This window comes from Robbsia betulipollinis, assembly GCF_026624755.1.
Taxonomy (GTDB): Bacteria; Pseudomonadota; Gammaproteobacteria; order Burkholderiales; family Burkholderiaceae; genus Robbsia; species Robbsia betulipollinis.
In genome coordinates this window covers 18,968-36,061 of record NZ_JAPMXC010000004.1, presented here as the reverse complement: position 1 = coordinate 36,061, position 17,094 = coordinate 18,968, and the positions used below count along the sequence as shown (strand labels likewise).

At 53.9% G+C, this 17,094-nt stretch carries 17 protein-coding genes, 3 pseudogenes and 1 riboswitch; of the genes and pseudogenes, 11 read left to right on the top strand and 9 right to left on the bottom strand.

What is annotated here, in order from left to right; all coding sequences use genetic code 11:
- Positions 1 to 2 precede the first annotated feature (2 nt).
- The 3 genes from OVY01_RS14570 (at position 3) to OVY01_RS14560 (ending at position 2,887) form a co-directional block, all read left to right on the top strand.
- Positions 3 to 1,010: a molybdate ABC transporter substrate-binding protein gene (locus tag OVY01_RS14570; protein WP_432422250.1), complete on the top strand. Its 1,008-nt coding sequence runs from the start codon at positions 3 to 5 to the stop codon at positions 1,008 to 1,010.
- Between the two features lie 67 nt (positions 1,011 to 1,077).
- Positions 1,078 to 2,184 (top strand): TQO small subunit DoxD, encoded by a 1,107-nt coding sequence (locus OVY01_RS14565; protein WP_267848322.1) that lies wholly within the window; start codon positions 1,078 to 1,080, stop codon positions 2,182 to 2,184.
- 40 nt (positions 2,185 to 2,224) lie between these two features.
- On the top strand, positions 2,225 to 2,887 hold the full coding sequence (locus OVY01_RS14560; protein ID WP_267848321.1) for a uracil-DNA glycosylase: 663 nt from the start codon (positions 2,225 to 2,227) through the stop codon (positions 2,885 to 2,887).
- Positions 2,888 to 2,934: 47 nt separating this feature from the next.
- Here the strand turns inward: OVY01_RS14560 and OVY01_RS14555 are convergent.
- Positions 2,935 to 3,210 (bottom strand): annotated as a pseudogene (locus OVY01_RS14555) (IS3 family transposase); the annotation flags it as partial.
- 65 nt (positions 3,211 to 3,275) lie between these two features.
- Between OVY01_RS14555 and OVY01_RS23300 the strand changes: the two are divergent.
- Positions 3,276 to 3,646 (top strand): annotated as a pseudogene (locus tag OVY01_RS23300) (IS30 family transposase); the annotation flags it as partial.
- A 464-nt stretch (positions 3,647 to 4,110) separates the two neighbouring features.
- Here OVY01_RS23300 and OVY01_RS14540 read toward each other — a convergent pair.
- The 4 genes and pseudogenes from OVY01_RS14540 to OVY01_RS14525 form a co-directional block, all read right to left on the bottom strand.
- A complete protein-coding gene (locus OVY01_RS14540; protein ID WP_267848319.1) occupies positions 4,111 to 4,434 on the bottom strand; it encodes a DUF190 domain-containing protein in 324 nt (107 codons plus the stop codon).
- 222 nt (positions 4,435 to 4,656) lie between these two features.
- Positions 4,657 to 5,940 (bottom strand): phosphopyruvate hydratase, encoded by a 1,284-nt coding sequence (gene eno, locus OVY01_RS14535; protein ID WP_267848318.1) that lies wholly within the window; start codon positions 5,938 to 5,940, stop codon positions 4,657 to 4,659.
- 181 nt (positions 5,941 to 6,121) lie between these two features.
- Positions 6,122 to 6,511, bottom strand: a complete 390-nt coding sequence (gene crcB, locus OVY01_RS14530) for a fluoride efflux transporter CrcB (protein WP_267848317.1) — start codon at positions 6,509 to 6,511, stop codon at positions 6,122 to 6,124.
- A gap of 75 nt (positions 6,512 to 6,586) precedes the next feature.
- A pseudogene (locus OVY01_RS14525) lies at positions 6,587 to 7,177 on the bottom strand (chloride channel protein); the annotation flags it as partial.
- 81 nt (positions 7,178 to 7,258) lie between these two features.
- Positions 7,259 to 7,329: riboswitch (Fluoride riboswitch) on the bottom strand.
- A gap of 117 nt (positions 7,330 to 7,446) precedes the next feature.
- Between OVY01_RS14525 and OVY01_RS14520 the strand changes: the two are divergent.
- The 5 genes from OVY01_RS14520 (at position 7,447) to OVY01_RS14500 (ending at position 11,955) form a co-directional block, all read left to right on the top strand.
- Entirely contained in the window at positions 7,447 to 7,989 is a 543-nt protein-coding gene (locus tag OVY01_RS14520) for a Chromate resistance protein ChrB (RefSeq protein ID WP_267848316.1), read from the top strand.
- 12 nt (positions 7,990 to 8,001) lie between these two features.
- Complete coding sequence (locus OVY01_RS14515) at positions 8,002 to 8,808, top strand: endonuclease/exonuclease/phosphatase family protein (protein WP_267848315.1); 807 nt, start codon at positions 8,002 to 8,004, stop codon at positions 8,806 to 8,808.
- A gap of 85 nt (positions 8,809 to 8,893) precedes the next feature.
- Positions 8,894 to 10,162, top strand: a complete 1,269-nt coding sequence (locus OVY01_RS14510; protein WP_267848314.1) for an MFS transporter — start codon at positions 8,894 to 8,896, stop codon at positions 10,160 to 10,162.
- Between the two features lie 72 nt (positions 10,163 to 10,234).
- On the top strand, positions 10,235 to 11,227 hold the full coding sequence (locus OVY01_RS14505; protein ID WP_267848313.1) for a COG4280 domain-containing protein: 993 nt from the start codon (positions 10,235 to 10,237) through the stop codon (positions 11,225 to 11,227).
- A complete protein-coding gene (locus OVY01_RS14500) occupies positions 11,164 to 11,955 on the top strand; it encodes a 2,3-bisphosphoglycerate-dependent phosphoglycerate mutase (protein WP_267848312.1) in 792 nt (263 codons plus the stop codon). The genes OVY01_RS14505 and OVY01_RS14500 overlap by 64 nt, the downstream gene beginning before the upstream one ends.
- Before the next feature lie 179 nt (positions 11,956 to 12,134).
- On the opposite strand, the gene OVY01_RS14495 is transcribed toward OVY01_RS14500, so the two are convergent.
- From OVY01_RS14495 to OVY01_RS14480, 3 genes are all read right to left on the bottom strand, one after another.
- Complete coding sequence (locus tag OVY01_RS14495) at positions 12,135 to 12,443, bottom strand: H-NS histone family protein (protein ID WP_267848311.1); 309 nt, start codon at positions 12,441 to 12,443, stop codon at positions 12,135 to 12,137.
- Between the two features lie 49 nt (positions 12,444 to 12,492).
- The gene (locus OVY01_RS14490) at positions 12,493 to 13,017 is read right to left on the bottom strand and encodes a PH domain-containing protein (protein ID WP_267848310.1); all 525 of its coding nucleotides are present in this window, start codon (positions 13,015 to 13,017) and stop codon (positions 12,493 to 12,495) included.
- Between the two features lie 580 nt (positions 13,018 to 13,597).
- A complete protein-coding gene (locus tag OVY01_RS14480; RefSeq protein ID WP_267848308.1) occupies positions 13,598 to 13,873 on the bottom strand; it encodes a hypothetical protein in 276 nt (91 codons plus the stop codon).
- Between the two features lie 510 nt (positions 13,874 to 14,383).
- Between OVY01_RS14480 and OVY01_RS14475 the strand changes: the two genes are divergently transcribed.
- Together OVY01_RS14475 and OVY01_RS14470 are read left to right on the top strand one after the other, a co-directional pair.
- Positions 14,384 to 15,223, top strand: coding sequence for a DUF932 domain-containing protein (locus tag OVY01_RS14475; RefSeq protein WP_267848307.1), 840 nt, complete (start codon positions 14,384 to 14,386; stop codon positions 15,221 to 15,223).
- Positions 15,224 to 15,427: 204 nt separating this feature from the next.
- On the top strand, positions 15,428 to 15,715 hold the full coding sequence (locus OVY01_RS14470; protein WP_267848306.1) for a TrfB-related DNA-binding protein: 288 nt from the start codon (positions 15,428 to 15,430) through the stop codon (positions 15,713 to 15,715).
- 841 nt (positions 15,716 to 16,556) lie between these two features.
- Here OVY01_RS14470 and OVY01_RS14460 read toward each other — a convergent pair.
- On the bottom strand, positions 16,557 to 16,973 hold the full coding sequence (locus tag OVY01_RS14460; RefSeq protein WP_267848305.1) for an antirestriction protein: 417 nt from the start codon (positions 16,971 to 16,973) through the stop codon (positions 16,557 to 16,559).
- Between the last annotated feature and the right edge of the window lie 121 nt (positions 16,974 to 17,094).

Here is a 17,094-nt window from a genome sequence, read left to right as displayed (position 1 = left end):
ATATGGCTACGTCATTTTTGAGATACCCCCGTGTTGTAGGGGCGCTGCTCGTGGCATTCATCGCGAGCAGCGTCATCGTGCCAGTGGAAGCGGCAGACGTCGGCACCCCAACTGCTGCGAGCAGCGTCTATCCTCCCTGGCAGCACGGCGCAAACAATGATGCGCTGAAGCGAGGGCTGGGATTTGATGAGCCGGACGCAGATAATCTGGCGGATTTTCATGGGGATCCGCAGCATCCAGCGCTGTCGCTGTTTGTCGGTGGCAATTACTTCTTCGCCATGGCGCCGCTGGTAGCCCAGTTCGAAAAGCAATACCCGCAGTACAAGGGCCATATTTATTGGGAAACCATTCCTCCTGGTCTGCTGGTCAAGCAAATGGAGGCGGGCGGCACGGTCACGGTCGGCAACATGACTTGGACGGTTAAGCCTGATGTCTATTTGGCGGGATTGAATGCGGTCAAAAAGCAAATTGATGCTGGCAACCTCGTTGCACCGGCCACGCCGTATGCCACGAATAATCTGACGATCATGGTGGCTGCCGGTAATCCGAAAAATATTACTGGTCTCACCGACCTCCAAAAGGCCGATATAAAGCTTGCGATGCCAAATCCCGCGTTCGAAGGCGTGGCACATCAGATTCAGGCGTCTTTGAATAAGGCCGGAGGCGATGCGCTTTCAACTGCGGTTTATAAGACGAAGCTAGACGATGGCTCAACGCAGTTGACGCACATCCACCATCGGCAAACGCCTTTGTGGATCATGCAACATAAGGTTGATGCGGGTGTGACCTGGAAATCCGAGGCGCTTTTCCAGGAGCAAGTAGGGCATCCCATCAGCCACGTCGATATTCCAGACGAACAAAACACGACAGCAATTTATGCCGCAGCCGTTGCGAAAGGTGCTCCTCACGCTCAGGCAGGCGAGCAGTGGTTGCACTTCATCAAATCGCCCGCCGCGCTTTCCATTTTTGAGCGATATGGATTTAAGCCCTATGTGGCCGCTGCAAAGTAGGCCGTGAGCAGCCCTGCGCGCATAGCGGGGTTGGGGCCCACCAACGCATCTTCTCTTCGAGGTTGTCATGAACACTGTTAATCGTCCATTCAGCAGGGTCGCTTCCCTGCCTGCCGTCAACGTCAATCAGGCTTGGCGCATTGCGGCTATCGCGATGCTGTCGGTACGTTTTATCCAAGGCTTTATTTATTATGGCGGTGGCTCGCGTCGTTTCATTTTCGCCCCCAGTAAATTGAATCCGGATGCGGCGCACTGGATGGCAAACAAGTTTCAAACGGCGATGCCTGGCGCCTTGCTGGGCACAGGCCATCTGATCAGTTTTATGCTGCATCACTTCTACATTCTGTATGCAGGCGTGCTGCTCTTCAGCGCAGCTGAATTGGTTGTTGGCTTAATGCTGATGGCCGGTCTGATGACGCGAGCGGCGGCGTTGGTGTCAATGGGCTTCTCCGTCATCCTGATGCTGATGTTCGGCTGGCAGGGCGCGACGTGTATTGACGAATGGACGATGGCAGCGTGCAATCTCGCAATGGGCGCGACGCTGTTGTTAGGCGGCAGTGGCGCTTATTCCGTGGACAATGTTTTGCTGAAGCGCAAGCCGGCCTTGGCCGAGAGTCGGGTCTTTCGCTGGGCGAGCGGCAGCATGAGCTTGCCGGTCAATGAACTGAAATTCCGCAATATCGCGCTGGCCGTATTTGCACTCGTCGTGGTGTTCAACGTTGCCACTTACAACTACTATCGCGGCTCTGTCGTGACCCCGTTTCATAGCGGCCCAGTAAGCCCAACCACGCACCACTTGACGCTTTCGAATGCTGTGCTGATGCGAGATGGCAGCGTGCAGGTGCATGTGTCGCTTGATGGTGGGACCCCGGAGGCACCAGTACATGTCGTGAAGGCTACGGTGACGGATACAGCGGGAATGGTCGTTGCGCAGTGGGATGCAGCGGCGCTGTCCAAATTGCCGAAGTCCAACTTTCAAAACGACTATGACTATAACAAGTTTGGACCCGGTCCGTTCGGCATACGCGCGCCGATGGGCGCAGCTGCAACGCTCTCGTTGTCTAGTCTGAATAAAGGCGATGCGAATACCTCGATTGCGGCGGGCGATACCATCAACCTAACGGATGTTGATGGGAAGACATTTTCGGCGACGTTGAGTCAACCGACATCCTAACGGATTACCCCTTTCAAACAGCTCAATACTGGATCGTCTTATGAAGGGGGCCGCTAATGTAGACACTGCACAAGTCCTATTCGACTCTTTAGCGCTGGCCGGGGAGCGCGAAAAACGCGCCTTGCGCCTGGGCCAGCCACACATGCGTCAACTGACGGCGTACGTTCATGAACTGACCAAGCGCACAGGGCTCGTCCCGTATTTTGACCCCATGGACGGAGGGTGCCGCGCAAAAATACTGCTTCTGTTGCAGTCCCCTTCGGCGTATGCAGTGCACCCCCGGTTTGTGTCTCAAGATAACCCGGTTGCGACACAACGAAATCTTCGATCGTTTTTAGCCGAGGCAGGCGTAAAGCGCGAAATGCTGGTGATGTGGAACATCTTTCCCTGGTTGCCAGAAAGCCGGGGAGCGCGAAAACGCGGCCTGAATAAAATAGATTTTCAGGAAGGCCTCGCTGAGTTACCCGGCTTACTCGTTCTCTTGAAGGATCTGCGGGTGGTCGTTCTCGCAGGACGCGGCGCGCAGAATGCACATACGTTTCTAGCTAGCTGCTTACCGGGCCTAACCATCCTGGACATGCCGCATCCCAGCCCGTTGGCAGTTTGCGCAAATAGGGGAGTTGCGCCGAAGATCGTGTCGGTGCTGAAGTATGCCCACGACCTCGCCTTAGACGCCGAGCTGACGGACAGGGTTGGGCCTTGACATATTTATCGTATGTATGAGCTGTACCCGATTCCGTGGACACCATCCTAAGCTTGTAGCATCGCCTCTTTAAATGCAACTGGGCTAACGTAGCCCAACGTTGAATGTCGGCGCATTGGATTATAGAAACGTTCGATGTAATCGAACACGTCCGACCTTGCTTCATCGCGTGAACGATAAACCTTGCGCGCAGTGCGTTCGGTCTTTAGCGATGAGAAAAAGCTCTCCATCGCTGAATTGTCCCACACGTTTCCGGACCGACTCCTACTGCACGTAACACCTAAATCACGCAGTAAATCTTGGAAATGGTCACTTGAATATTGGGCGCATTCAACCGGTCGTCGCAACACCTCTGATTTAGGAGGTTGCGATGCGCCCCATCAGTAGTGGCGATTTTGATTACCGTGCCAGCAATGCTCAATGGCATGCCGATCGCGCCGCTAAGCGGCCAAGAATAAGCAAGCTTGTTGCCAACTCCATATTGCGCGATTATGTTCAAGAGCGGCTCGCGGGTAAAATTACCAGCTCATGTGGTGTGAGTTTGTCGGACCAAGCGTGACATGGACGGCGCGGCGAGTCGTCCATCGTCAGAACAGGCGCTGGTCAACGGCCTGGAGCCCAGAGCAGATTGCACAACGACTGCAGGTCGACTTCCCTGGGGACCTATCGATGAGAGTCAGCCACGAGACGATCTACCAAGCTCTGTATATTCAATCGCGCGGTGCGCTGCGCCGTGAACTTACAGCCTGTCTGCGATCTGTCGCTCGATAAGGAACGGTCCGAAAGTTCCTGCGGATACGCCAAACTAGCGTAGTGCGGGCAATTACAGCGGCTCTGTTAATCCGAGCAAGTAAGACAATACGAGCAAGGTTGCCGTTGCAATCAGTAGTAAGAGTGTTACGTTGCTAGTAATGTCGTGGCGATTTCTCTTTAGTCCTAAGCCGATGCGATTATCCAGGCAACGGCACATAGGGCATAGCGATTGATGTTCAATCATGGGTTTTCTACAGGTCGGACATTGAGCGAGCATCATGGCGGTCACACCATCAGTATGGTAACTAGGGACAAATGTGAGCATGGCGCAGATTTAATGCCGGGAGAATGGCGCCCATGGTGCTTTGAGAGCTCATTCAACTGGCTTTATAAATTCGTCGACGACTGGACGCAGCTCCGGAGGGAGGCGCGATTTCTCTGGCGCGAATACTTCGAGTGCGTCAATATCGCTATTTCCAACCAGCGCCCAGACGCCCCAACTCCACGGGTATTTTGACGTAGGCGATGTCAACGTTTTCGTTCGCTAGTGCAGCGGCGAGTTGCTGGAAGTTTTCCTCATCTATCGAGACTGTGACCGCTATAGGCTGATCGGCTAATTCAAAAAAACCAATAGAATGGAATTTCCCCAAGTGGTCGAACCCTTCTGCTCCGCTTACTAAAGTGCCGCCTTTAGCCCCATGTTCCTTCGTGAATTTCAGTAACCATTCGCCGATGGACGTGTGGTTGTGGCGCCGGTTTTGTTCAGTGAAAAACGTGACTTGGTATGCGTTCATCATTCTGTCTCCTCACTCGTTGTATTAAATAGGGGCCTTGGGAAACTCCCATGCCCCAACCGTCATTCGTGCCAACCCGAAATGCTGCCGCTCAGGGTCTCCCAATGTGTGAGCAGGCGTAGGTAAGTGTTTGATCAAAAATCAGATCTGGCCCATTTTCCATGCACGTGCCATTTTTGAACCGGCTCAGCTGTAGCGACCTCTAATGATGGTGCGAATTGATTATCGTACGAAGGCCGTATGTCCCGCATAGGTCGCGGCCGCGCCTAGCGTTTCTTCTATGCGTATGAGTTGGTTATATTTTTCAACGCGCTCACCACGACAAGGCGCACCTGTCTTTAGGTGACCCGTGCACAGTGCCACCGTCAGATCTGCAATGAAGCTATCTACTGTTTCTCCGCTGCGATGGGATACCATAGCGCTCCATCCCGCCCTGTAAGCCATATCAACCGCAGCGCGGGTTTCAGTAAGTGTTCCTATTTGATTTGGCTTTATAAGCACTGCATTGGCGACATCCTCGCGTATGCCGCGTGCGATTCGCTCTACGTTTGTCACAAAGAGATCATCACCAACTAACTCAATCTTGCTGCCAAGTGCGTCATGCAGCGTTTTCCAGCCAGCCCAATCGTCTTCGGCTAGCCCATCTTCTAACACCGCGATGGGGTATTTGTTTGTCCAATCAACGTATAGTTCGACCAACTCATCAGCAGTGATACTTCGATTTTCACTATGTAAGTGATACAGCCCATCCTTGAAGAATCCGCTGGATGCAGGATCGATGGCGATCACGACATCTTCTCCTGGTTTGTATCCGGCCGTCTCAATAGCCGTGAGGATCAGCTCCACTGCGTCGCTGTTTCGCTTCAACGCCGGCGCGAAGCCACCTTCGTCGCCCACCGCCGTGGAATGACCGCTTTTTTTCAAGTTGTCGCGAAGACAGTGATAAATCTCGGCACCCCATCGCAGGCCTTCAGCGAAGCTTTCCGCACCGACCGGCGCTATCATGAACTCCTGAAAATCGGCGCCTTGCCAATTTGTGTGAACACCGCCGTTGAGGATGTTGAACATCGGCACTGGCATCCGGTTCGCATGCGGGCCGCCTAGGTACTCAAAGAGCTGTAGCCCTTCGCCCTGAGCGGCCGCTCGTGCGACCGATAAACTCACTGCCAGCAAAGCGTTGGCGCCGAGTCGAGCCTTGTTCGGCGTGCCGTCCAATTCGATTAAGACGCTATCAATCCCGCTTTGATCACTCGCGTCCATACCTTGCAGGGCGACGGCGATTTCAGTATTGACGTTTGCAACGGCATGGCGGACACCCTTACCACCAAAACGCTTCGCGTCCGCATCCCGTAGTTCGACCGCCTCGTGAACGCCAGTAGAAGCCCCCGATGGCACCGCAGCGCGCCCGGTCGCTCCACCAATGAGCCGCACGTCAACTTCGACGGTCGGATTGCCGCGAGAATCTAGTATCTCGCGGGCGTGTAACGTTTGGATGGAAAAATCCATGAACAACTCCCAGTGCAAATAGTTCAAAAAGACCCGTATTTAATGGGTGACTGCATCGCGTAAACAAACGGGGTGTTCGACACCTCATCCCCGTCCTGGAGCTTCAACAACCAAAAACCTCGACCACTTTATTCCGCCGACACGGACGCCCGAACGGTCACCGAAGGGCTTTGCGCCATCGTCAGGTTGGACGCGCCAAAGAAACGGTAGTCATGCCGAGAGCCGCCATGGCTAATGAACCACCGACGTGGAACGCCAGTAGGCGAGCCGACCAACCTAGGCGACCCTCTCGCAGCGTCGTTAGCAGCTCAGCCGAAAACGTTGAAAAAGTAGAGAGTCCCCCCGCTAAGCCCGTAATTAGAAACAGTCGCCATGCCGCAGATAGACCCGGCGATACAGCAAAATAAGCGATGGCGAACCCGACGATGTAGGCAGCAATTAAATTCGAGGCAAGTGTTCCCATCGGCAGATTAGGTACCCATGCATTCATCGCCAGACTTAGGCCATAGCGGGTGAGAGCGCCAACGGTTGCGCCGGCGCTAATGGCGATAACGGTGGAAGCACCGAACATCATCATCCCGCCTTGACGCGCGTGGCTACGCCTGCCACTGGCGTGTTCATGAGAGGCAGCTCACAGAGCACGGCACACTTGGTCGGCAACAATGCCTGCGACGATGCAGGGGAACAGCGCGTCATAGCGCATGCGCCCGATGGTGAGCACTTCGAGGCCAAAGACCGTGCCTGCCAACGGCGTTCCAAACACCGACGCGAAGCCAGCGCTGATGCCGGCCATCAATAGGATGCGACGGTCTTCCTGCTGTATGCGGAACAATCGGGTGAGCTGATCAGCGAGTGCGCCGCCCATCTGTACAGCGGTACCCTCGCGGCCTACTGTTGCGCCAAATAAATGCGAAATAATGGTTCCGCCCAACACCAGCGGAACCATGCGTAATGGCACGACATTCTTTGGGTCGTGGATTTCGTCGATGATGAGATTGTTGCCGCCATCGACAGTTTTCCCTAGCAGGTGATACACAAGCCCTACGGAAAACCCTGCCACAGGCAATAGCCAAATAATCCAATGATGGGTTTCACGCCAATCGGTCGCCTGATCGAGTGAAGCGAGGAAAAACGCAGAGGCGCAGCCGGCGAGAAGAGCGACGACACTGGCGATGACAAGCCACTTGCCGATATACGGCAAAAGCTTGAGTTGTTCTGGGCGGGGAAGGCGCGGCATTGGTCATATTTGCTCGAATTGTTCGGGCTGACCAACGGCAAGAGAGTGTGCGCGAACGCCTACAGCCCTGACCGTGATCAGGTTTCTGTAGGCGTCATCAGCAGCACAATGTCGACTGCGGTTAAAGGAGGAACACCATCTCCCTAACCAAACGATACCGAATGGATCCCAAATCGTCCAGATTAATCGGAAGTTTTTTTGATTAGAACAAAAAAAACAATTTGTCTCTACAGTTTATTTGTTACGATCGTTACTTTATGATTGTTCGCATGAAGACACAAAACTGGCTATTGCTGACCTATAAGGTCCCCGCCGAGCCCGCAAAAACGCGAATCGCGTTATGGCGAAAGCTCAAGGGTATGGGCGGCATTTACTTGCAAAACGGCGTGTGCCTGCTGCCGAAGACCGATGATCACACGCGTCGCTTGAAGATCATGGAAAACGAAATCCACGAAATGGCTGGAGAGTCGGTGCTGCTTGAAACGATTGCCCTCGACCAAAGTCAGGAAGATAAGGTATTGGGTCGCTTCAAGGCCGATCGCGATGAACAGTACATCGAGTTCATCGACAAATGTGACGACTTTGACGCGGAAATCGCAAAGGAAACCGCGGCGAATCACTTCACCTATGCGGAACTCGAAGAAAACGACGCCGACCTGAAAAAACTGCAGACCTGGCTGGAAAAGATTCGCAAGCTCGACTTTTATGGTGCCACCCGTGCGGAAGAGGCGCAGCGACGTCTGACGGCATGTGAAGGTCTACTAGACGTCTATGCCCAACGCGTTTTCGAAGCACATGACGAAAACCGCTAATCTGGAGCGAACATGCAACTTACCGTTCTCAGCTACAACACCTTGTTCGCAGGGCGAGAGGGTACCAACGACGTACGTGCCCGAGCGCAAATCGAGTTAATAAATCAAATTCACCCGGATGTATTCCTGATGCAGGAGGCGAAGGGCTTTGACGCTAACGGAGGCGCGTGGCTGTATGCGATGGAAGAGCATCTTGGTCTGCGTGGGTTCTTGGCGGTCGCGCCAGGAACCGGTCAGCACGTGGCCATTTTTATCCGCACGCCGCTTCGTCCACTTTCCTTTGAGCCAGATAGTGGTCATTTTCACCACGCGCTTGCTACGCTGAAGGTGGCGGTTCCAGGCGTTAGCGAGCCCATCACCTTTCTTAGCGCGCACCTTTGCCCAAACGGACCCGATGTGCGCCGTCGCGAGGCGGCATATTTGGCAGTGCAAGTCGCACCCGAAAAGCTAACGTTGCTCGGCGGAGATTTCAACGCTGCCTCACCGCATGATCCTGAGCCAGAAGGTTTCAATGTCTTGCCGGCGCACCACCGTATTCGCTACCTAGATGATGGTTTAGTGAGTGCGGACCGTACCGTATTGGCGAGGCTCGAAGCCGCCGGATGGGTCGATCTTGGGAACCAGCTTGACGCTCGCAAGACAGCAACCGTACCCACTCAAGGATATCCAAATGCCGAGTTTGCAAATATGCGCTGCGACTACCTGCTCGCATCTGCTTCTCTGGCGAAGAGTGCACGTCATTATGAGGTTGTGCGCACCGCGGCAACAGACCTTGCCTCGGACCACTATCCGGTCCTCGCACGCTTTGAGCTATCGTAAAGGTAGATCGACTATGCGGCGTATCGGTCACGCTTAATCCGCAGTGTCAATTTAGCCAAAACAGGCTTCCTGGGACGAATTTAGTATGACTAATGAGAAAGACGGGCGTAGCGTTGATACTCAAAAGGTGCCGAGCGGATGGCTCAACCGCACCGTTGCAGGTGCAGGAATAACGAGCGCATTCGGTGACTTTTGCTACGAAACAACGACGGTCATCCTACCGGGTTTTCTAGCAGTCTTGGGTATTCCTGCGGCGGCCTTGGGGCTCATTGAAGGCGTAGCCGATGCTGTCTCAAGCTTCACAAAGATGGCCTCCGGTTATATTGCAGACAAGCTTGGTCACCGAAAGCGCCTAGTGTTAGTAGGATACGCGCTCACCCCAATCGGGCAGGTTCTGATTGCGCTGGCCGCGGGATGGCCGCTACTGTTACTTGGGCGTTTAGTATCCTGGTTCGGTAAAGGCCTGCGGGGGCCGCTTCGCGATGCAATCGTCATTCAGGCCGTCAGCCGACAGACGCGGGGGCGTGCTATGGGCTTTCACCGCGCGGTCGATACCATCGGAGCGGTCCTCGGTCCATTATTGGGCGTGTCCGTGCTCGGCTGGGCACAAACTTTCCACTGGGATGACGCGTCCGGTCCCTTTCGATTAGTTCTATGGCTGTCGGTTGTTCCAGGCGCGCTTGCTGTGGTGGCATTCCTGACGCTTGTCAACGATCCTGAACGTTCGCCCAATCCTGGATTGCGCCTTTTCAGCACGCTGCGGGGACTTCCCGTGAGCTTTAAGCGCTATTTAGCAGCGGTCGGAATATTCGGGCTGGGCGATTTCTCGCATAGCTTGCTGATCCTTGGGGCGACTCAATTGCTCACTCCCTCGTTTGGCGTAGTGCACGCGGCTCAAATCGCCGGACTGCTTTATGTTGGGCGCAACATCGTCCAGGTAGTGGCTTCGTATCCCATCGGCGCATGTGCCGACCGCGTAGGCGCACTGGCGCTCCTAGTTGGAGGATACGCTTTGGGCGCATTAACTGGCGTCTTGATGATGCTCGCCTTTTACCTCTCGTCGGCGAGCATACCGTTACTCGCTGGAATCTTCCTCATCGCAGGCCTGTATGTGGCAGTACAAGATGCGCTGGAATCGACAGTGAGCGCGGATATGGTGGCGCAAGACACGCTCGCGACCAGTTACGGCGCACTGGGGACGGTGAATGGTTGCACAAAATTTCTGTCTAGTTCCGTACTTGGTTTGCTGTGGACGGGCGTATCGCCAATCGTGGGCTTTGGTCTTGCCGCAATAGTGATGGTAACGGGCACGTTTGCTCTGATGCGTATTCAACGAGAGCGGCCGCGCGGCTGATGTGGCGCGCTCAAGCACTGTGATCGTTTCGGTGCCGTTTTACTCCATTCATATAACGATAAGGGATAAGCCATGATTTTATGGACTATTGCAGCACCTGCGATGCTCGCATCGTTTATGGGCGCGGGCGTCGAGTGCGTTGAAGCCCTGACAATCGTTTTAGCCGTTGGTACGGTTCGAGGTTGGCGTTCCGCGCTATTGGGCGTAAGCGCTGCGCTAGCCGTTCTCATATGCTTGGTAGCAATACTAGGCCCGTCATTAACGCGTATCCCCCTAGATTGGGTGCAATTAACAGTGGGAACATTGTCGCTGCTGTTCGGCCTACGCTGGTTACGAAAGGCGATTTTGCGCGCTGCGGGAGCGAAGCCATTGCACAATGAAGCGGTGGCGTATGAGAAGGAAACCGCCAATCTGCGATCGATCGAATCCGTCACACCATGCAGGGTGGATGTGCTTGCCTTTATGACGTCCTTCAAGATTGTTATGCTGGAGGGTATTGAGGTCGTCTTTATCGTCATTGCAATTGGTTCTAGCACGCAACTGATGGTACCCGCGTGCCTGGGTGCGTTGCTAGCCCTTGGTGCCGTGATTGTGCTCGGTCTTGCGCTTCATCGCCCGCTGACAAGAGTGCCGGAAAATTCCCTCAAATTTGCGGTGGGCGCCATGCTGAGCGCTTTCGGTACATTTTGGGTTGGAGAGGGCATCGGCGTTGAGTGGCCGGGCGCTGATGTGTACTTGCTGGCGTTAATTGTCGCTTTTCTGGGGATCGCGTTTTTGCTGGTGAAGGTCGTGATCGGGCGCGCCAAGATTCCTACATTGCAGAGTCAATCAACTTCAGCATCGTCGAGCCCAACGAAGCTAGGCGCCATTGCCCTGGTACGAAATGAACTTTTTGGTCTGTTTGTTGATGACGCAAGATTTGCTGGTGGGATAGTGGTATGGGTGTTGATCGGCTGGTTTCTAGAAGGTCGGATAACATTTGGAGTGCATGCTGACGGCGTATGTTTCGCAATGGGCCTTTTGGGGATATTGGCGTTGAACGTTTTGTCATCCAAAAAAAATTAGGGGGGGCTGTGGCATCGCTCATATTGGTGCGGCATGGAGAATCTCAGTGGAATCTGGAGCAGCGTTTTACCGGTTGGGCTGACGTAGGATTGACGGCCCGGGGAATCGAGCAAATGCGGGTCGCTGGCACCGCGTTGCTGAGCGAAGGCATCGAACTCGATGTGACATTTTCGTCGGCCTTAAGCCGGTGCATCCACTCGCTTTGGATTTTGCTTGAATCGATGGACATGGTTTGGGTGACGCAACATGTCGACTGGCGGCTTAATGAGCGCCATTACGGCGCACTTACAGGTCAGATGAAGATGCGCGCGGAGGAACGCTACGGAACGCTCGCCGTGAAAGAGTGGCGGCGCGGTTACGCTGCACAGCCGCCGCCACTAGACGAGGCTGCGAGAGAATATGTGAATCTCGATCAACGCTACGCAGGTGTGCCTGCGCGAGATCTCCCAAAGACTGAGTCGCTGTCACAGACGGTCGGACGAGTATCTAAAGCGTGGGTAGAGGCCATCGCCCCCCAGCTGTTATACGGGCGATCCGTCGTGGTCGTGGCACATGGCAATAGTTTGCGCGCGCTCACCAAGATTGTAGAGGAACTATCGGACGCGGAGGTCGGACAAGTCGAGATAGGCAACGGCGAGCCGTGCATCTACGACATCAATGCCGCATTAAAGGCGACGAATAAGCGCATCCTCATGCAAGACATCAAAAGCCCATCACATATTCTCTAGCGTGATCTTCTGAAATGGCGAAAGTCACGCTACAGAGAAGATGCCTTGAGCGTCTCGATCTGCGGGTAAGGATGTCGTTGCTGTTGGATTTCTTAATTGACGATGATACAACACGTTTCTTATCATTCGCATGAAAAACTCCAAGGTGCCGATCGTCCTGCCGTACTGGGCATGTAGCGTTAGGGGATAAGGAATTCCGCGCGGTCCCTTCCCGCCATCCATCTTGGTGGTTTACCCCGACCGGCCCAGGTCGCCCCGGTTTCGGGATCGCGATACTTCGGTGCGACAGGCTTTGACCGGTAATTTCTTTCTCGGCTAGTACTTGGAATATACAACCCGAGGTCGGCAATCGATAGACCAAAAAGAGCAATCTTACTTTTTATCTCGTTGACTACTGCTTGCTTTTGCTCAGACTTGATCGCATTAATTCGGGTTTCGAGTGCTTCCTGTTCTTTAAGAAGCTGTTCGAGCTCTGCTGGTTCTGCCATGGTTGTCCCCTTGCCTTTATGTTGTTCGTAACGTACATCAAAGTACGCCTCAAATGCGGCCCATGTTCACTTCCCGAATGCCTTTGCGGTCTCGTAAAGCAATCGCCGCCTGGTTGAGGGCACTACGCATTTCTTCAGCATTCTTAATGCCTGGAAGCACCCATGTGGGATTATTCGAATCGCTCGTCATTACGACGATCGCGCCGACGTTAAACATGCGCTGCCACCACGGATGAATCGACGTCAAATCTTGGATTCGGAAAAGTTCCAGACTCGTGACGCGCTTGTTTAAAATCCCTCGACGCAACGTGATGCGCTCGGAATCGATGATGATTTCCGTGAAAGCGGTTTGCAGGTAAGACAGACCTACGCTGAAGACGACAATTGCGACCGCAATCGTTGGGACGATTAACGGCACCGGCCATTGCCCTAGGGCATAGATGTACGCGCCCACGATGACCACCAATGCCAACAGCCCTTTTACGAACGTCGCTGCATTCACCACCTGCGAAGGCGATCCATCGAAAATTATGCGTTTTTCAGTAGCGAAAGCGACAAGGTTTGAATCGGTCATTATCTTAGGTGTCATGTCGTGCGACGGTGCCGTTAGTTTACAAGATTTATGAATCAGCCTTGTTTCGACTAGTAAGTAGTCTTGTTCGCCTGCCCCATAACCCTTTGACTAACGGGTCGTTGCGCCAGGTCTTGGATAGAGCGCAGTGCTGAACCTGTTACGTCTAAGGCATCGAAAATTGTTGGCGCGGTTGCCGCTGCGCGCAAGGCCGCTTGAATGATTGCGTGGATTTGGGCTTGCTCAGAACGAACCGTGACAGGGCGCATGACAAACTCCTATTGAGATAAGAGGTCTACCGTCCACTGCTAAATGGGGTGGGCAGACCATTGGCCGGGTTAGCAGACAGGCTCAATAGAAACCTGCGCATCCGAGGATGCCCCGACCAAGGCCCGCCCATTGTTGGGCGTGCAAAGGCAACGGACGAAAAAAAGCCGCACAGCGGCGGTCCGCCTATTGAGATTCCGGCTGCTAAACCAGGTCGCCTTTGTTTAGGCGACGATTGAGTATACAGAAATTAGGCACGAAGCAAAGCACGTAAGGATAATTTTTTGTTTTTCGATGCTTTGGCTAATTCAGTTGATCAGCGGTGGCAGGGCTGGTCCGTACCCACGCATTCACCATGGCATCCTTTGCAAAACTGTCGCTGTGCTAGACCTTCCAGGTTCCAAGCGTTCACGTTTTTCAGCAAAGGCGTGCCTAAAATATGTCCGTCTTCTTCTGCATAAAAAGCGGGTTCGCCAGCTCGAATGGCATCGTGAATTACATCGCTGCCAAACGCGGCGCGAAGCTGATCGATCCAGGCCGCTACCGTGGGCATATCCGCACGCAAACTCTTTGTCGTCTTGCCGCTTGGCATTCGTTTTCGCCCGGAAATCGTCTAAGCAAACGCCGCTTCGGCACTTCGTGCGCACATTGGTTGTCACGAACAAAGCAAACCCGACCCATCCCTGTTTGCCGACAGGCGTACCGCCGACGCCAACAGAAAGGCCCAAGGTGCAGCAACACCGTGGGGCCTAGGCCGTAAAACTCACAGGAGTACAACGGTTGCCAGCATTATAGCAATAGGCGGCACCGCCGCCACACAAGATCACAGATACTGCGCAAAAACAAATACGGTTTAGCAGGTAGGGGGTTAGCTTTAGTCGGTGGCGAAACCTTCGAATACGGCGGTATGGATACGTCAAAAGGCACAAACGAAATTAAATAAATATAATTCTACTATTTAAAACTATTGCATAACCGATCGAACTAAGGCATAATTACTACATGGAAGCAGCAAACAGATTCGCCGCAAGGTGATAACCCTCCAGGGAACAGCGGCAGCAACCGTCCCTTGGTTTCTTTGTAAAACACAGGAGTACATATTATGAAATTATCATCCCGCTTTGGTCGTAACGCCCCGGTTCTTCGTTCACATTTGCCGCTGACTGATGATCAAATCCGCAACGTAGCGCCGTCTATCTTTGCCGACGCCGCGCACGACAGCCGTTCAAAGCGCTATGCCTACATTCCGACCATTGAAGTTTTGGATGGACTGCGCAAGGAGGGTTTTAGCCCGTTCATGGTGGCGCAGACTCGCGTACGTGACGAAGGCAAGCGCGAACACACAAAACACCTGATTCGCTTGCGCCATGCCAACCAAATCGAGGGTAACGAAGTCAATGAAATCATTTTATTGAATTCCCACGATGGGACAAGCAGCTACCAGATGCTCGCCGGTCAGTTCCGCTTCGTTTGCAAGAACGGCATGGTGTGCGGAAAGACCACTGACGATATCCGCGTGCCGCATAAAGGAAACATCTTGCACGAAGTCATTGAAGGTGCGGTGCGGGTATTGGATTCATTCGAAACGGTGGTTGAGCAACGCGAAGGTATGCAAGCGCTCACGCTCAACCAAGGCGAGCAAGCCGCGTTTGCTCGCGCGGCCCTGGAGCTTAAATATCAAGCGAGCACGACCGGTGCCCCGGCCCCTGTCACCGAATCGCAAATATTAGCCCCGCGCCGGATGGAGGACCGCGCGCCGGATCTGTGGACCACGTTTAATCGCGTTCAAGAAAATATCATCAAAGGCGGACTTTCCGGACGTAACGCGAAAGGTCGCCCGATGCGTACCCGCGAGGTAGGTGGTATTGACCAAAACATCAAATTGAACCGGGCTTTGTGGGTGTTGGCCGAAGAGATGCGCCTGTTAAAGGCAAACTGCTAAAAGTTCATATGGGGGTCACTGGCCCCCATACGGCAACACAGAAAACACGCACCAACGCCGCGTAAAGCCTGTTGCGCTTGGTGCGTTTCATAGGCGGCCGCGCGCTCTGAACTGTGAGAAAATAGAATGCTATCTTCTATTGAATCAATACTTGGCCTTCGACGCATGCCTCTGCCTACGACACCCGCAACAAAAGAACCGTTGATGACGCCCGAAGAATTCGAGGCACTTATGCCAAAAATGCGACGCGTCACGATGGGCACAATCGAAGTGTTGCGGCGCATCATGGTGGAAGGCGAGACGCGTAAAACCGTCGCAGATGCAACCGGGCTTACACCCCAACGCATTGCGGGCATGATCCAGCAATTTCGTGCGGCACAAAACGATATCCCGCCTGGTTGGGTCGAGGTCAAAGAGTGGTTCCCGCCCGAGTTGGCCGCACGCGTAAGAGCGATGGCCGCAGAAGCCAAAGCAGAAGCCGCAAAAAAGTGAGCGAGAAACGCCGAAGCGTGTCGCTGCGCGAAAACTGCGAACTGACGATCGCAGCGCTAACGCCGGCGTTACGTTTTAGTCGCGCTCACGGCTCGCTAACGCCTTGCCGTGCGGTGGTCATCTTGGCGCATCAAACGGTGCCTTGTTGATCGGTGGCATTTCCTTGGCATTAGAAACCCCGCTCGGCTCGCTGACGCATTGCCGGCTTCGGTCGCTTGCGAGCGTCGCGTCATCACGCATGCTCAATCCAAATCGTCGGACCATATCTGACCTAATCCGGCTTCGGCGCAAAGGATTGCCCACGCCGAATACGGGATTGGTGCCTCTTCGGCGATCCATCTGCGCATCTGACGCCCCCCCTTATTAGTCATACCCAAAAAAATGGACACTTGTACGGCGGTCATTCCCAAACGTCGAATCACTTCCCGAACTTCTGGTCCGCTCGGTTGAAGATAATACGCACCAGGGGCCAAGCACTCTCGGCGGATCTCTATTTGGTGGATTGTGTTCATCTTGTTCAACTCAAATATTCGTTGTAAACAGTCGCTAATGATCCAGCCCCCACAGCTTCGCTGCGGGGGAAACACGCAACCTTCGGTTGCTTGACGACCCCAAAACCTTCGTATATTTGAGGTCTGTCCAAAGCATCCCTTCACTCACGTTACGGGCACGGCGCGCACCCCACGCCACTGGCGCGGGTCCCCAGGCGCCTTGCTTTGGGCGCGACGGCGCGCGCTAAGCGTTTGAGGTCCGTCGAAACCTTTGTTTAGCAGGACGGGGGGTATTCACCGCAACAGGCCAAACATCGCCAAGCGTCAGCCGGGCGATCAGTCAATCAGGGTTAGTCAATCGCGCCGCCAATTGTAGCGGCCTCCGCATGGTCGAAGGCAAAATCCCGGAGGTGATGATATCGCTGACCAATGACTCTGTCGCGGGTCAATTCCACCAAGTGGCAAAGCGCAAACATCGTCACCACAATGCCAAACGCGTCAGCACTAAGCACCCCGTCAAAGCCATTCAGGTCCCACTGAACGCGAACAGGACCACTTAGGGGGGCGAGATAGAAACCACCATTTGATAACTCGAAGAATTCCCAAATACCGCCGCTGTATTCAAGCGACAGACGAGACGCCCAATCGTAAATCATTGCCTCGCCACGCACGAAATGTTTGCCAAAATAGGTTGGCAGAAAATTCGCACGCATTTCAGCGGCAACCGGCTTTACAGTAATTGGTTGATCTTCCATTTCGATGGTCATATTTAATTCCCGTGTCGCCCTTGCGAAGCGCAGGACATAAATCCATTTTAGGACCTAAAGTCATATGCAGCAACTAATAAATAAAATATTATCATCTTAAAAAATCAAAAATTTACGTTCC

Bases quoted from the DNA above. Each gene is read 5' to 3' on its own strand.
- OVY01_RS14565 (WP_267848322.1), top strand. From the start codon at position 1,078: ATGAACACTGTTAATCGTCCATTCAGCAGGGTCGCTTCCCTGCCTGCC.
- OVY01_RS14470 (WP_267848306.1), top strand. From the start codon at position 15,428: ATGACGCCCGAAGAATTCGAGGCACTTATGCCAAAAATGCGACGCGTC.
- OVY01_RS14515 (WP_267848315.1), top strand. From the start codon at position 8,002: ATGCAACTTACCGTTCTCAGCTACAACACCTTGTTCGCAGGGCGAGAG.
- OVY01_RS14490 (WP_267848310.1), bottom strand. From the start codon at position 13,017: ATGACCGATTCAAACCTTGTCGCTTTCGCTACTGAAAAACGCATAATT.
- eno (WP_267848318.1), bottom strand. From the start codon at position 5,940: ATGGATTTTTCCATCCAAACGTTACACGCCCGCGAGATACTAGATTCT.
- OVY01_RS14500 (WP_267848312.1), top strand. From the start codon at position 11,164: ATGTTTCGCAATGGGCCTTTTGGGGATATTGGCGTTGAACGTTTTGTC.
- OVY01_RS14540 (WP_267848319.1), bottom strand. From the start codon at position 4,434: ATGAACGCATACCAAGTCACGTTTTTCACTGAACAAAACCGGCGCCAC.
- OVY01_RS14480 (WP_267848308.1), bottom strand. From the start codon at position 13,873: ATGCCAAGCGGCAAGACGACAAAGAGTTTGCGTGCGGATATGCCCACG.
- OVY01_RS14505 (WP_267848313.1), top strand. From the start codon at position 10,235: ATGATTTTATGGACTATTGCAGCACCTGCGATGCTCGCATCGTTTATG.
- OVY01_RS14520 (WP_267848316.1), top strand. From the start codon at position 7,447: ATGAAGACACAAAACTGGCTATTGCTGACCTATAAGGTCCCCGCCGAG.
- OVY01_RS14460 (WP_267848305.1), bottom strand. From the start codon at position 16,973: ATGACCATCGAAATGGAAGATCAACCAATTACTGTAAAGCCGGTTGCC.
- OVY01_RS14510 (WP_267848314.1), top strand. From the start codon at position 8,894: ATGACTAATGAGAAAGACGGGCGTAGCGTTGATACTCAAAAGGTGCCG.
- OVY01_RS14475 (WP_267848307.1), top strand. From the start codon at position 14,384: ATGAAATTATCATCCCGCTTTGGTCGTAACGCCCCGGTTCTTCGTTCA.
- crcB (WP_267848317.1), bottom strand. From the start codon at position 6,511: ATGTTCGGTGCTTCCACCGTTATCGCCATTAGCGCCGGCGCAACCGTT.
- OVY01_RS14560 (WP_267848321.1), top strand. From the start codon at position 2,225: ATGAAGGGGGCCGCTAATGTAGACACTGCACAAGTCCTATTCGACTCT.
- OVY01_RS14570 (WP_432422250.1), top strand. From the start codon at position 3: ATGGCTACGTCATTTTTGAGATACCCCCGTGTTGTAGGGGCGCTGCTC.
- OVY01_RS14495 (WP_267848311.1), bottom strand. From the start codon at position 12,443: ATGGCAGAACCAGCAGAGCTCGAACAGCTTCTTAAAGAACAGGAAGCA.